Origin of the sequence: Rouxiella sp. Mn2063 (assembly GCF_049319665.1) — a bacterium.
GTDB lineage: Bacteria > Pseudomonadota > Gammaproteobacteria > Enterobacterales > Enterobacteriaceae > JBMOUD01.
This window is the reverse complement of sequence record NZ_JBMOUD010000005.1, coordinates 224,903-239,644: the sequence shown is the minus strand read 5'-3', so window position 1 is coordinate 239,644 and position 14,742 is coordinate 224,903. Positions and strand designations below refer to the sequence as shown.

The following is a 14,742-nucleotide window of genomic DNA, read 5'->3' as shown; positions in this document are numbered from 1 at the left end:
CCATTTAGCGAAGCTTAACAACAGATTATTTGATCATCTTTTTGTATTTGATGCGCTTAGGTTCCAGCGCTTCAGCACCTAAGGTGCGCTTCTTGTATTCTTCATACTCGGTGAAGTTACCTTCGAAGAATTCAACTTTACCTTCATCCTGGTAATCAAGGATGTGGGTTGCGATACGGTCAAGGAACCAACGGTCGTGGGAAATAACCATTGCGCAGCCTGGGAATTCCAACAGGGCATTTTCCAAGGCGCGCAGGGTTTCGATGTCCAGGTCGTTCGTCGGTTCATCGAGCAGCAACATGTTGCCGCCAACTTGCAGCAGTTTAGCTAAGTGCAGACGACCACGTTCACCGCCGGACAGCTCACCAACACGTTTGCCCTGATCAACACCTTTGAAGTTGAAGCGGCCAACGTAGGCGCGGCTTGGCATTTCGGTGTTGCCGATACGCATGATGTCCTGACCGCCGGAAACTTCTTCCCACACGGTTTTGCTGTTGTCCATCGCATCACGGAACTGATCGACAGAGGCCAGTTTAACGGTCTCGCCCAGCTCAATGGTGCCGCCGTTTGGCTGCTCCTGACCAGACATCATACGGAACAGGGTAGATTTACCCGCACCGTTCGGACCGATAATACCGACGATAGCGCCTTTTGGTACGGAGAAGGACAGGTCGTCAATCAGCACACGGTCGCCGTAAGATTTGCTCAGGTTCTTCACTTCAACGACTTTGTCGCCCAAGCGTGGACCAGGTGGAATGAACAATTCGTTAGTTTCGTTACGTTTCTGGTATTCAGTGCTGTTGAGCTCTTCGAAACGGGCCAGACGTGCTTTGCCTTTAGACTGACGGCCCTTCGCACCTTGACGTACCCATTCCAGCTCTTTCTCGATAGATTTACGACGAGCGGCTTCAGAAGAGGCTTCTTGTGCCAGACGTTCATCTTTCTGCTCCAACCAAGTGGAGTAGTTACCTTCCCACGGAATACCTTCACCGCGGTCAAGCTCCAAGATCCAACCAGCAACGTTATCCAGGAAGTAACGGTCGTGGGTAATTGCCACAACGGTACCTTCGAAATCGTGCAGGAAGCGTTCCAACCAAGCGACGGACTCGGCGTCCAAGTGGTTGGTTGGTTCGTCGAGCAGCAACATGTCTGGTTTTTCGAGCAGCAGGCGGCAAAGCGCAACACGGCGACGCTCACCACCGGACAGGTTAGCCACTTTAGCATCCCAATCTGGCAGGCGCAGTGCATCGGCAGCACGCTCAAGCTGACTATTCAGATTATGACCATCTTGTGCCTGAATGATCTCTTCGAGTTTGCCTTGTTCTTTGGCCAGCTTGTCGAAATCTGCATCTGGATCGGCATAAAGTGCGTAAACTTCATCAAGGCGTTTCAGCGCGCCAACAACTTCAGCTACGGCTTCTTCCACAGACTCACGCACGGTATGTTCCATGTTGAGCTGAGGTTCCTGTGGCAGATAGCCAATTTTCAGGTCTGGCTGTGGGCGTGCTTCACCTTCGATGTCGGTATCAATACCGGCCATGATGCGCAGTAATGTAGATTTACCTGAGCCATTCAGACCTAAAACACCAATCTTGGCACCAGGGAAAAAGCTAAGGGAAATATTTTTTAAAATATGACGCTTTGGCGGGACAACTTTGCCAAGGCGATGCATGCTGTATACGTATTGAGCCACGTTGTTTTGAGCCTCTTGTTATTCAGGTCGTGTCCGAAGAGCGCAGTAGTTGCTGCTGTTATGCGACGACAGAGTGACGACAGAGTAAAGTCAGTCCCGCCTGACTGCGGCATGACTGATAAGTGTTCCGAATGCGGAGTTTAGCTTGTTTCTCTCTGCGATCCCAATGATCAACTTGGTTGGATGCATAGAATGTTATCTTAGCGTCGTTTTACTACGAGCTGAGGCGGGCGAAGATGTCATATTTCGATGATTATTGGCGCATATGACAATCATTTTATTCAAAACAATGTAAATATTATGGCGCCGTGCCGGGCAGTCCTTCAATTTTGCAGATGAATAGATTAGCGTAATGGTTGCCAAGGTATCATGGCCCATTGAACGGCGCTCGAGTGCAGCAGTGAGTAATCATCAGGTAGTACAACCCATGAGGATAAGAGCAAGTATGGTCAAGGTGGACAAGTGGCGATTTCTGGCAGTAGGCATGTTGTTGGTCTCGGTAACCGGCGTGGCGAAAGCAGATTCTATTGATGCACAACGCCAGCGTTATATGCAGATCAAACAGGCTTGGGATAGCAACCAGATGGCTGTAGTCAGCCAGTTGATGCCGACATTAACGGATTATCCTCTCTATCCTTATCTGCAATACCGGCAGCTGACGCAAGATATTGCTCTGGCGACGCCTGCGCAGGTCAGCGCTTTTGTACAGGCCAACCCCACGTTGCCTCCGGCCCGCTCGTTACCTTCCCGTTTTGTTAATGAGTTAGCGACCCGCCAGGATTGGCAAGGTTTACTCTCTTTTAGCCCTCAGCCACCAAAGCCCGTTGCTGCGCGCTGTAACTATTATTATGCCAAATGGTCGACCGGCCAACAGCAGGTTGCTTTTGAAGGGGCGAAAAACATTTGGTTAGTTGGACACTCGCTGCCGGGTGTGTGCGATAAATTGTTCACACAGTGGCAACTGGCTGGAAATCAAACGGCAGAACTCACTTTACAACGTATTGGCCTGGCGTTAAAAGAGGGAAATACCAGCTTGGTTAGTTTCCTGGCTAAGCAACTGCCGTCTAGCTATCAGACGATGTCTGATGCGTTGATTAAGCTACAAAACGACCCGAATACCCTTGTAGATTTTGCCCGTACGGTTACGCCAACCGATTTTACGCGCAATGCGGTGGATATTACCTTTGCCAGAGTGGCACGCAATGATGTCGAAAACGCGCGTGCAATGATCCCGATTTTGGTCAACGCTCAGAAAATGAGTGATGCTCAAAGACTGGATATGGAAGAGGCTGTCGCTTGGCGTTACATGGGGAGCGATGCAACGCCTGAACAAGCTAAGTGGCGTGATGCGGTGATCCTGCGCAGTAATTCTACCTCGTTAGTTGAGCGTCGTATTCGCATGACGTTGGCTGCTGGCGATCGTCAAGGTCTCATGCAGTGGATGAATCGCCTGCCGCCAGAGGCTTTGCAAGAAGATGAATGGCGGTACTGGCGTGCTTCTGCCTTGATTGATCAAGGAAAGCGAGCTGACGGCGAAGCAATTTTACGTTCTCTCATGCAGGGGCGCGGCTTCTATCCAATGGCGGCGGCTCAGAAATTGGGTGTGACTTATCCGATGGTAGTGTTGGTTGCCACCAAGCCTGATAGCAGTATCGCGCAGTTGCCAGAAATTGCCCGCGTACGTGAGCTGATGTATTGGCAGATGGATAATTTGGCGCGCACTGAATGGACTTATCTGGTTGCCAGTCGCAGTCAACCGCAGCAAGAAGCTTTAGCGCGTTATGCTTTTGAACAAAACTGGCCGGAACTGAGTGTTCAAGCCACGATAGCCGGTAAATTGTGGGATTATCTGCAAGAGCGCTTCCCGTTGGCATGGAGCAATGAGTTCCGCCAAGCGACTCTAGATAAAGGCATTACTCAGAGTTATGCAATGGCGATTGCTCGTCAGGAAAGCGCATGGAATCCGCATGCGCGTTCACCGGTTGGCGCGACTGGGTTAATGCAATTGATGCCGACCACGGCGACGCATATCGTGCAGCTCAATGGCATTCCTGGCTATAGCAACAGTAGCCAGTTGCTTGACCCGCAAACCAATATCAATATTGGTACCAATTATCTTGAGTATGTGTATCAGATGTTCGGCCGTAATCGCATCTTGTCGAGTGCGGCTTATAATGCTGGCCCGTCGCGGGTAAATACATGGCTCAATAATAGCGCGGGCCAGATTGATGCAGTGGCATTTGTCGAAAGTATTCCGTTCTCCGAAACGCGGCGCTATGTCAAAAATGTGCTGGCCTATGATGCGTTTTATCGTTACTTCCTGCATCAACCGGCAAAAATTTTGACTGATGCTGAATGGCAGAGACGTTATTGATCTTTTAGTCGTTATGATATGCTGCCGTACTAGTTTAATAGTATGGCAGCTCAAACATGACACAGCCTTTCCAGATAGACCCCGCTCTTTCCCAACAAAGTAATGAAGACTGGCAACGTTTCTTAGTGTTGTTACAGCAATCTTTCGCGGAAAATCGGCACCATGATTTGTTGCAGCTGATGTTAACGCCAGATGAGCGTGATGCATTGGGAACGCGTTTGCGTATTGTCGAAGAGCTGATGAAAGGGCAGTTGAGTCAGCGTGAACTGAAAAACCAGCTTGGGGCTGGGATTGCGACAATAACGCGAGGTTCTAATGGTTTAAAAGGGGCGCCTGCGGAATTGAAGGCTTGGCTGCAAGTCCAGTTGCTTGGCAATGAGCAGAGCCCCAAAGGGCCCTGAAATTGCTACAGCCACAGATTAATGGGTTTGTGGGCGTAATTGATAAACTGCATTGTGGAAAGGGGCGAGGGCAAGTATGAGAGCTTGGTGATAGACGCTGGTGCGTGTAAGTTTGCCGGCGGTAAAGATACCGATAGCACCACCTTTTCTTTTTACTTCACTGATCCCCGTTAGTTTATCCATTTCATCGCCTAACTCACTTCCTTGATTAATCTCTTGTAATATAATTTCGGGTAGCATCAAACTGGCAGAACGAGATTCTCCCCTTTGGTGCATGTTTTCTATTACCATCCAGGCAAAGGTCATGTTGTCTTCGATGCCAGCTTCTACGCCGACCCAGAAATCAGCCTCTGGACGTACCTGACGAGCGGATATCACGCGGTGACGTGCGCCAGTACGGGTTTCCATGCTGCCGATAGGTTGGGCTGGGACACCGCTATCGACATCGACGCCTTCGATACGAAAACTATCGGCACCGAAGATGTCTTCGAATGCTAAAGATATTGCCATAATTTTTGCAGGATTGGTGGTAGCAGCAACAACGTGGTACATAGTTTGAGCATCCTTCAAGCATATTTTACGCAGTATAACGGAAAATAATCATGTTACAGGTATATCTCGTCCGTCATGGCGAAACCGAATGGAATGCCGCCCGTCGTATCCAAGGGCAATCTGACAGCCCTTTGACAGAGAAAGGCATTTTTCAGGCACAGCAAGTTGCCGAACGTATGCGGCATGAAGGTATTACTCATGTCATTAGCAGTGATCTTGGGCGTACTCGTCATACCGCCGAGATTATCGCCGATGTCTGTGGTTGCACAGTGGTAACAGAGCCACGTTTGCGCGAACTACACATGGGAATATTGGAAAGCCGTAATATAGACAGCCTGAATGCTGAAGAAGAGCGTTGGCGTAAGCAGATGGTAGACGGGACACCTGATGGCCGTATTCCTCAGGGGGAGTCAATGTTAGAGCTTGGGGCGCGTATGCGTGCCGCACTTAATAGCTGCCTTGACCTACCCGCTGGGAGTAAACCATTGCTTGTCAGCCATGGTATTGCGTTAGGTTGTCTAATCAGTACGTTGTTAGGCTTACCTGCCTATGCAGAACGCCGACTCCGTTTGCGCAACTGTTCTATTTCGCGTGTTGACCATCAAGAAAGTGCATGGCTCGCGACAGGATGGATCGTCGAAACGGCGGGTGATATCAGTCACTTGGATCAACCCGCATTAGACGAAATACAACGATGAAATCAGTGAGCCGCAAATCTATATCCAAATAATTGTCGTTGCATCAAGGTCGTTAGAGGTCATCCGGGTGAACTTACTACAGTAAGTGATTCGGGTGACCGAGTGTAGCTAACGCAGAGGCAGCTTCCAGTATGGTGGATATGATTAGCGACGGATTGGGATCAGATAATCACACTCTATTTCTGCTGGCATGGTGTTATCCATTACCTTGCGTGTGGTGTAGAAGCGTTCGATATCTTGTCCCTTTCTTCGCGTCAGTTCCAATAATGGCAGACAGGTACCATACAAGGTCAGAATAAACTCTTGCAGTGAATCTGGTGAGCCTTTGAAGCGAAACTGTACGTATTCACCTTCATGAAGTTCGATAGGCTGACCTTCCTGAATATTTTCTTGTAGGTGTTGCGGCTCTATTGCCGTGGTGTATAGCACCTCTTGTTCATCATCTTTCTCATGGCTTGGCCGAGAATGATGCAAACCGTAAAGCACTGGCGGTAGAGTCTTCGCATCACCAATATACTGACGCCAAAAGTGCAGGCGCATTTCGTGACGGTAAGTGGTGATCTGCTCAAGTCGACAAGAGTAGCTTTGCGTTATGCCAACCAGGTGTTGTTCTGGCAGAGCAACATATTCTGCCTGTGGTAGAACAAAAGCACCTAAGTGAATAGGCGGACACATGCCAAATGAATGCCAATCTTCAGAACGACGATAAAGCGCTGGAGTTTGCGCAAATTGCTTTTTAAAAGCCCGCGTAAACGTCTGCTGAGAATCGAAGCGATACTGTAGAGCGATATCTAGTATCGGACGGCTGGTCAAACGTAGCGCCACGGCAGCTTTAGATAGCCGACGCGCACGAATATAAGCACCGATCGCGTTACTCGTAACATCCTTGAACATGCGTTGTAGATGCCATTTAGAATAACCGGCTTTTGCTGCAACGTTGTCGAGTGATAACGGCTGGTCGAGGTGTGTTTCCAACCAGCTGAGAAGATCACGAATGATCCCTGCTTGATCCATAGATCGTCCTCGTTGAACTTATTGGCGCATAGAATGATGACGCCGCATGATAACAATTTTTTAAGGGTAAAACTCACAGATATTTTTTAGCATACGGTGCTAAAAACTAGGTCGATGATCGGTTAATTTGCCATTTTGTGCGCTGACTCTTATTTATTACGTCAATCAATTATCCATAAACCTGACTAACAACAATAAGGTAACCTAATGAAAAAATGTTTGATTTTTGCATGTTCGATGTTGTTTTTTTGTATAAATAACGTACAGGCAGAACAAGTTGGTTCGGTCGATACTGTGTTTAAATTGTTCGGACCTGACCATAAAATTGTGGTTGAAGCTTTTGATGATCCTGATATTAAAAATGTAACTTGTTATATCAGTCGTGCGAAAACTGGGGGTATAAAAGGTGGTTTAGGGCTTGCTGAAGATACATCCGATGCCGCCATTTCCTGCCAGCAAGTTGGGCCAATTGAACTGAGCGACAAGATTAAGCAAGGTAAGGACAAGGGCAATGTCGTGTTCCAAAAGCGAACATCGTTAGTGTTTAAAAAGCTTCAGGTTGTGCGTTTTTATGATGAAAAACGTAATACCCTTATCTATCTTAGCTATTCTGACAAAGTCGTGGATGGATCGCCTAAAAACGCGCTGAGTGCGGTTCCTATTATTCCTTGGACCAACCATTAATATGGCGTTGGTTTAATGCCAAATTTTAAGGCCAGCTTCTGCCGGCCTTAAAATTCATCAGACTGGTTGGCAACCTGTTTGAAAGAACGTAATCATCTATCTAAAACAGCTTAACCTTCTAAATCACCGCAAAAGCGATAGCCTTCACCGTGAATAGTCGCGATGATCTCTGGCGTATCAGGCGTCGCTTCAAAATGCTTACGAATACGGCGAATCGTGACGTCGACAGTACGGTCATGTGGCTTAAGCTCACGGCCAGTCATTTTCTTGAGTAAATCACCACGGGTTTGGATCTTCCCTGGATTTTCACAGAAATGAAGCATGGCGCGGAATTCACTGCGTGGCAGTTTATACTGCTCGCCCGCAGGGCTAATCAGCGAACGGCTATTGATGTCTAATTCCCAGCCGTTGAATTTATAGCTTTCAACCAGACGACGTTCTTCACCTAAGCTGCTCAGGTTCATGGTACGCGAAAGCAGGTTACGGGCGCGGATAGTCAGTTCACGTGGGTTGAATGGTTTGGTGATGTAATCATCGGCACCAATTTCCAAGCCCAGGATTTTGTCGACTTCGTTATCACGTCCGGTCAGGAACATTAACGCGACGCTTGCCTGTTCGCGCAGTTCTCTGGCTAGCAATAGGCCGTTTTTCCCTGGCAGGTTGATATCCATAATCACCAGGTTAATGTCATTTTCGGAGAGGATGTGGTGCATTTCTGCGCCATCATTGGCTTCATGAACCATGTAGCCTTCCGCTTCAAAAATGCTCTTAAGCGTATTACGTGTCACTAACTCGTCTTCGACGATCAGAATGTGAGGGGTCTGCATTTTTGCTACCTAAGATTGCCAACAAATATAAAATAGGAGTACAGAAGTCCTTGTTATTCCGATAAATTTTGACAGTTCTTACTGTCTCACTCGTTACATGACTAAAGTACGTAAATGCGTTTTTGATGCACTTTCATCACCGGCAACAACACCGCCAACTCGGTTAAAAGATACCCTTAACTACAGTCCCTAAGGTACCCTGAGTGGTGCATATCCTAACCCTATTAACAGTAATATAACAGCGAGTGCGGAAATTACCACTCAACAAAATTATGCTTTGTTGACATATATCAATTACGATTATAGCAGTGTAACAGAAGTGTGAAAAACACTTAACAAGTCGACCTGAAATCATACACTTCAGCTTACATTGAACGATATTTATCTATTAAATAAGGTGAACTATTTTTAGGTGGCTTATTTACAAGAGTCTTTTGGTTTATTGCTATGATTTGTAAGGTTTAGTTTTTAATCACATAAAGAAATTAAGATATCCTTAATTTCACTTAATGACGATGAAAGATCTCATCTCAACGCTGAGCCAACATATTCGATGTGCTGTTAAACGGATATTAATTATAATTGCGGTTATGCTACCTGCAAGCTGCCATAAATAAACTTTAGCTGCGAATTACAGCCCCCTTTTTCACTCTTTCTCCAGAGGCTCGTCATGCAAATTCATATTATTCTCGTGTCCCCAGCTCGCCCTGAAAATGTAGGTGCAGCAGCCCGGGCGATGAAAACCATGGGATTTGCCTCACTACGTATTGTCGCCAGTAACGCGCATCTTCAACCTGAAGCCGGATGGGTAGCTCATGGTTCTGGCGACATTCTGCAGAATGCGCAACATTATGAGTCGCTTGCCGATGCGTTGGTTGATATCGATTTTACTGTAGCGACTACCGCTCGCAGCCGTGCGCGTTATCATTACTATTACACGCCACAAGAACTTGAAAGCCAGCTGCAAGAGAAACAGCAGTGGGTGAATCATGTTGCCTTGGTTTTTGGGCGTGAAGATTCTGGTTTAACTAATGAAGAGTTAGAACTTGCTGATGTGCTAACCGGCGTGCCAATGGTGGCTGATTACCCTTCGCTCAATTTAGGGCAAGCTGTGATGGTGTTCTGCTATCAACTTTCATCTTTCAACCAATCGGCGCAAAAAATAGCGGCTAATGCTCAGCCTGGGCAACTTGCTGCGTTAGGAGAACGCATCGATCGTTTAGTGGATAAAGTCGGGGCAAAGGAAGACCAAAAATTGACCGATTGGCTACATCAACGCTTGGGAATTTTACAGCAGCGCGATGCCGCAATGTTGCACACATTTTTGCATGACATCGAAAAAAAGCTGCATGAAAGCGAAAAAAAATGTGATGAATGATGTGATAAATCCGCAAGATTTTTACGGCTTCATATTCTAATTTTTTGCTAAGTTTGCAGTTTATTCCGCTTTAAATATGCTTTTTCTCTAGAGTTTTATCTGATGATAAAGACAGCGATTTCTCTGGTGAAAAAGAGAAAAAAATTGACTTATAAGCCTTTATGCTTTAGCTAATAGGGCAGACAGAGTAAAAATAGACAAGACAGACACAAAAAATGCGACACATCAGCCTGAATATCACAATTATTATTACCACCACCATTACCACTGGTAACGGGGCGGGCTGACGCGTACAGGAAAAACAGAAAAAAGCCCGCACCTAACCAGTGCGGGCTTTTTTTTTCGAGAAGCTTTATGCGTAATCAACGCTGGAGAAATCAGAAATGCGAGTGCTGAAATTTGGCGGGACCTCAGTAGCAAATGCAGAACGCTTTATGCGTGTTGCAGAAATCATGGAAAGTAATGCAGGTCAGGGACAGGTTGCTACGGTGTTATCAGCTCCGGCCAAAATAACCAATCATTTGGTGGCGATGATCGATAGAACCGTTGCCGGACAAGATATTGTACCAATGATGAGCGATGCAGAACGCATTTTTGCCGATTTGCTGACTGGCCTTGCTCAAGCACAACCAGGCTTTGATCTTGCTCGCATGAAGAGCGTTGTTGAGCACGAATTTGCCCAACTCAAGCAAGTCTTACACGGTATTGCACTGCTTGGACAATGTCCTGACAGCGTAAACGCGTCAATCATCTGTCGCGGAGAGAAACTCTCTATCGCTATAATGGAGGCGCTATTCCTGGCTAAAGGCTATGGCGTTACGGTGATCAATCCTGTAGAGAAATTGCTGGCCGTTGGCCATTATCTTGAATCTACCGTTGATATCAACGAATCGACGTTGCGTATTGTCGCCAGTAAGATCCCGGCAGATCACATTATTCTGATGGCGGGTTTCACCGCCGGTAATGATAAAGGTGAATTGGTCGTATTAGGCCGCAATGGATCCGACTACTCAGCTGCGGTACTCGCCGCCTGCCTGCGGGCGGATTGTTGTGAAATTTGGACTGATGTTGACGGGGTTTACACCTGTGACCCGCGTACTGTGCCAGATGCACGCTTATTGAAATCGATGTCCTATCAGGAAGCGATGGAGCTATCGTATTTTGGTGCGAAAGTATTGCATCCACGCACTATTACGCCTATCGCCCAGTTCCAGATCCCTTGCCTTATCAAGAATACCTCTAATCCTCAGGCTCCTGGCACACTGATTAGCCATGAAAGTGTGGATGACAACACGCCCGTTAAAGGCATCACCAATTTAAACAATATGGCGATGGTTAACGTGTCTGGTCCGGGCATGAAAGGCATGGTTGGCATGGCTGCACGCGTTTTTGCCGTGATGTCGCGTGCCGGTATTTCAGTCGTTCTTATCACCCAGTCATCATCCGAATACAGTATTAGTTTCTGTGTGCCTCAGAATGAACTCAACCGCGCTCGTCAGGCGTTGAAAGATGAATTCTATCTGGAGCTGAAAGATGGTCTGCTTGAGCCGTTAGATATCATAGAAAATCTGGCGGTTATCTCGGTTGTTGGTGACGGAATGCGCACAATGCGCGGCGTTTCTGCCAAGTTCTTCTCCGCGCTTGCTCGTGCCAATATTAATATCGTCGCCATTGCTCAAGGCTCATCTGAGCGCTCAATTTCTGTGGTAGTGAATAATGACGATGTAACGACCGGCGTGCGTGTTAGCCATCAGATCCTGTTCAATACGGATCAAGTCATTGAAGTCTTCTTGATCGGCGTTGGCGGTGTTGGCGGCGCATTGATCGAACAGATCCGTCGTCAGCAAGCTTGGCTAAAAGCCCGACATATTGACCTGCGCGTATGCGGTATTGCTAATTCACGCGCGATGCTGACTAACGTACACGGCATTGCGCTAGAGAACTGGCAAGACGAGCTAGCGGCGGCTAAAGAGCCGTTTAATCTGGGCCGTCTGATTCGCTTGGTGAAAGAGTATCACTTGCTTAATCCGGCCATTGTCGATTGCACCTCGAGTGAAGAGGTTGCCAGCCAATATGCTGATTTCCTGGCTGATGGCTTCCATATCGTGACGCCGAACAAAAAAGCCAACACCTTGTCGATGAACTATTACCATCAGTTGCGTAAAGCCGCGGCTGGTTCCCGTCGCAAGTTCCTGTATGACACTAACGTTGGTGCAGGCTTGCCGGTTATTGAGAACCTGCAAAACTTACTTAATGCGGGTGATGAATTGCTGCGTTTCTCCGGTATCTTATCCGGGTCACTGTCCTTTATCTTTGGCAAGCTAGAGGAAGGATTATCGTTGTCAGCAGCAACCCTGCAAGCGCGTGATATGGGTTATACCGAGCCAGATCCTCGCGATGATCTTTCAGGAATGGATGTTGCTCGTAAGCTGTTGATTTTGGCTCGTGAAGCAGGTTATTCACTTGAGCTGTCTGATATCGATGTCGAATCAGTTCTGCCGCCATCTTTCAATGCACAAGGTAGCGTCGATGAATTCGTCAGCCGCCTGCCAGAACTCGATGCTGAATTTACGCAGCGCGTGGCTAAGGCAACCGCAGAAGGTAAAGTGTTGCGTTATGTTGGCGTCATTGAAGAAGGGCGTTGTAAAGTGAAGATCGATGCTGTTGATGGTAACGATCCGCTTTATAAAGTGAAGAATGGCGAAAATGCATTGGCTTTCTATAGCCGTTATTATCAGCCACTACCGTTAGTATTACGCGGCTATGGTGCCGGTAATGATGTGACTGCTGCTGGCGTGTTTGCTGACCTGTTGCGAACGCTGTCATGGAAGTTAGGGGTTTAAAATGATTAAAGTATATGCTCCGGCCTCGATTGCTAACGTCAGCGTGGGTTTTGACGTGCTGGGTGCCGCTGTTTCGCCAATTGATGGCACATTATTAGGTGACTGCGTTAGCGTTGAAGCTGCCAGTGAATTTAGTCTGAAAACATCAGGGAGCTTTGTGTCCAAGCTGCCTGATCGCATGGAAGACAATATCGTTTACCAATGCTGGCAGCTTTTCTGCCAGGAATTGGGGCGCGAAGTACCGGTCACTATGACGCTGGAAAAAAATATGCCGGTTGGTTCAGGGCTGGGTTCCAGCGCCTGTTCAATCGTCGCGGGATTGGTCGCCATGAACGAATTTTGCGACAAACCATTTAACGACACCGCCATATTAAGACTGATGGGGGAGTTAGAGGGGCGTATCTCCGGTAGCGTGCATTACGATAATGTGGCCCCTTGCTATTTAGGCGGGTTGCAGCTGATTCTGGAAGAATTGGATATTATCTCGCAACGGGTGCCATGCTTTGATGACTGGTTGTGGGTGATGGCGTATCCGGGTATCAAGGTTTCTACGGCCGAAGCGCGAGCTATCTTGCCTGCGCAGTATCGTCGTCAGGATTGTGTCAGCCATGGTCGCCATCTTTCAGGCTTTATTCATGCCTGCTACGCGCAGCAACCGCTATTGGCTGCCAAACTGATGAAAGATGTTATCGCCGAGCCTTATCGCACTCGCTTGCTGCCTGGTTTTGCAGAAGCACGCGCAGCCGCCAGCGAAATTGGTGCTTTGGCCTGTGGTATTTCCGGGTCAGGACCAACCTTGTTTGCCGTCTGTAATGACACTGAGACCGCACAACGCATGGCGAATTGGCTGCAGCAGCACTATCTGCAAAATGATGAAGGCTTTGTTCATATTTGTCGTCTGGATACCGCAGGCGCGAGACTATTGGGATAATCAATGAAACTGTATAACCTGAAAGATCACAACGAGCAGGTCAGCTTTGCACAAGCCGTTAAGCAAGGACTGGGCAAACAACAAGGCCTATTTTTCCCGTTGGAGCTGCCTGAGTTTGAACTGACAGAAGTTGACCGTCTGCTGGCGCTGGATTTCGTTACCCGCAGCAGCCGTATTCTTTCTGCTTTTATCGGTGACGAAATTCCGGAAGAGCAACTGCATCAGCGCGTGAAAAATGCCTTTGCTTTCCCGGCACCTGTTGCACAAGTTGAGTCTGATGTCGCTTGTCTGGAGCTGTTCCACGGCCCAACGCTGGCATTTAAAGACTTTGGCGGCCGCTTTATGGCGCAGATCCTCACCGAAATTTCTGGTGATGAGCCGGTGACTATTTTAACCGCGACGTCTGGTGATACCGGTGCCGCTGTTGCTCACGCCTTCTATGGTTTGAAAAATGTTCGCGTCGTGATCCTTTATCCACGCGGCAAAATTAGCCCTCTGCAAGAGAAGCTGTTCTGTACTCTTGGTGGCAATATTCATACTGTGGCAATTGATGGTGATTTCGACCAGTGCCAGGCATTGGTGAAGCAAGCCTTTGATGATGAAGAGTTGAAAGCTGCTCTGAGCCTGAACTCAGCTAACTCCATCAACATCAGCCGCCTGTTGGCGCAAATCTGCTACTACTTTGAAGCGGTTGCCCAATTGCCGCAAGAAGCACGTAATCAGCTGGTGGTTTCCGTGCCAAGCGGTAACTTTGGCGATTTGACCGCAGGGTTGTTGGCGAAATCTTTAGGTTTGCCAATCAAACGCTTTATCGCGGCGACCAACGCTAATGACACCGTTCCACGCTTCTTGCAAAGCGGCGAGTGGGCACCACATAAAACCGTAGCAACCTTGTCTAATGCGATGGATGTGAGCCAACCGAACAACTGGCCGCGCGTGGAAGAGCTGTTCCGTCGTAAAATCTGGCAGTTGAAGGATCTGGGCTTTGGCGCCGTCAGTGATGAAACGACTGAAGACTCTATGCGTGAGCTGGCAGACATCGGCTACATTTCTGAACCTCACGCGGCTATCGCTTACCGCGTTCTGCGTGACCAGTTGCAAGAAGGTGAGTTTGGTCTGTTCATTGGTACTGCGCATCCAGCTAAATTCAAAGAAAGCGTAGAATCTATCCTCGATCAGGAACTGCCATTACCGAAAGAGTTGGCGGATCGCGCTGACTTGCCGTTGCTGTCACATGACTTAGCGGCAGATTTTGGTGGCTTGCGTGCATTCCTGATGGCCTTACCAAAGTAGGCGCTTGACCGAGCTTTTTGCGGTTTCTTTAAGCCAGAAGGGCTTAAAACAAAC

General features: G+C 47.9%; 13 protein-coding genes and 1 other annotated feature. Of the genes, 9 read left to right on the top strand and 4 right to left on the bottom strand.

Annotation, left to right across the window (positions count from 1 at the left end; all coding sequences use genetic code 11):
• Positions 1–25 precede the first annotated feature (25 nt).
• A complete protein-coding gene (gene ettA / locus ACL9RG_RS10440) occupies positions 26–1,693 on the bottom strand; it encodes an energy-dependent translational throttle protein EttA (RefSeq protein WP_422792535.1) in 1,668 nt (555 codons plus the stop codon).
• A gap of 454 nt (positions 1,694–2,147) precedes the next feature.
• Between ettA and sltY the strand changes: the two genes are divergently transcribed.
• Positions 2,148–4,067, top strand: a complete 1,920-nt coding sequence (gene sltY / locus ACL9RG_RS10435; RefSeq protein ID WP_422792605.1) for a murein transglycosylase — start codon at positions 2,148–2,150, stop codon at positions 4,065–4,067.
• Positions 4,068–4,123: 56 nt separating this feature from the next.
• Positions 4,124–4,468, top strand: coding sequence for a trp operon repressor (trpR, locus tag ACL9RG_RS10430; protein WP_422792534.1), 345 nt, complete (start codon positions 4,124–4,126; stop codon positions 4,466–4,468).
• 18 nt (positions 4,469–4,486) lie between these two features.
• Here the strand turns inward: trpR and yjjX are convergent, their stop codons facing one another.
• Entirely contained in the window at positions 4,487–5,020 is a 534-nt protein-coding gene (gene yjjX / locus ACL9RG_RS10425; protein ID WP_422792533.1) for an inosine/xanthosine triphosphatase, read from the bottom strand.
• A gap of 50 nt (positions 5,021–5,070) precedes the next feature.
• Between yjjX and gpmB the strand changes: the two genes are divergently transcribed.
• Positions 5,071–5,718, top strand: coding sequence for a 2,3-diphosphoglycerate-dependent phosphoglycerate mutase GpmB (gpmB, locus tag ACL9RG_RS10420; RefSeq protein WP_422792532.1), 648 nt, complete (start codon positions 5,071–5,073; stop codon positions 5,716–5,718).
• Positions 5,719–5,862: 144 nt separating this feature from the next.
• Here the strand turns inward: gpmB and robA are convergent, their stop codons facing one another.
• Positions 5,863–6,732, bottom strand: a complete 870-nt coding sequence (gene robA / locus ACL9RG_RS10415) for an MDR efflux pump AcrAB transcriptional activator RobA (protein ID WP_422792531.1) — start codon at positions 6,730–6,732, stop codon at positions 5,863–5,865.
• Positions 6,733–6,939: 207 nt separating this feature from the next.
• Between robA and creA the strand changes: the two genes are divergently transcribed.
• On the top strand, positions 6,940–7,416 hold the full coding sequence (gene creA, locus ACL9RG_RS10410) for a protein CreA (protein ID WP_422792530.1): 477 nt from the start codon (positions 6,940–6,942) through the stop codon (positions 7,414–7,416).
• 110 nt (positions 7,417–7,526) lie between these two features.
• Here creA and arcA read toward each other — a convergent pair whose 3' ends face one another.
• Positions 7,527–8,243: a two-component system response regulator ArcA gene (gene arcA, locus ACL9RG_RS10405; RefSeq protein ID WP_422792529.1), complete on the bottom strand. Its 717-nt coding sequence runs from the start codon at positions 8,241–8,243 to the stop codon at positions 7,527–7,529.
• Positions 8,244–8,913: 670 nt separating this feature from the next.
• On the opposite strand from arcA, the gene ACL9RG_RS10400 reads away from it, so the two are divergent.
• The 5 genes from ACL9RG_RS10400 to thrC all read left to right on the top strand — a co-directional run bounded on the left by ACL9RG_RS10400 (position 8,914) and on the right by thrC (position 14,688).
• Complete coding sequence (locus ACL9RG_RS10400) at positions 8,914–9,621, top strand: tRNA/rRNA methyltransferase (protein WP_422792528.1); 708 nt, start codon at positions 8,914–8,916, stop codon at positions 9,619–9,621.
• Positions 9,622–9,836: 215 nt separating this feature from the next.
• Positions 9,837–9,908 (top strand): thr operon leader peptide, encoded by a 72-nt coding sequence (gene thrL / locus ACL9RG_RS10395; protein ID WP_422792604.1) that lies wholly within the window; start codon positions 9,837–9,839, stop codon positions 9,906–9,908.
• Positions 9,844–9,964, top strand: a sequence feature (Thr leader region). It overlaps the preceding gene by 65 nt.
• A gap of 40 nt (positions 9,965–10,004) precedes the next feature.
• The gene (gene thrA, locus ACL9RG_RS10390; protein WP_422792527.1) at positions 10,005–12,464 is read left to right on the top strand and encodes a bifunctional aspartate kinase/homoserine dehydrogenase I; all 2,460 of its coding nucleotides are present in this window, start codon (positions 10,005–10,007) and stop codon (positions 12,462–12,464) included.
• A 1-nt stretch (position 12,465) separates the two neighbouring features.
• Positions 12,466–13,395: a homoserine kinase gene (gene thrB, locus ACL9RG_RS10385; protein ID WP_422792526.1), complete on the top strand. Its 930-nt coding sequence runs from the start codon at positions 12,466–12,468 to the stop codon at positions 13,393–13,395.
• Between the two features lie 3 nt (positions 13,396–13,398).
• Complete coding sequence (thrC, locus tag ACL9RG_RS10380; protein WP_422792525.1) at positions 13,399–14,688, top strand: threonine synthase; 1,290 nt, start codon at positions 13,399–13,401, stop codon at positions 14,686–14,688.
• Positions 14,689–14,742: the final 54 nt, after the last annotated feature.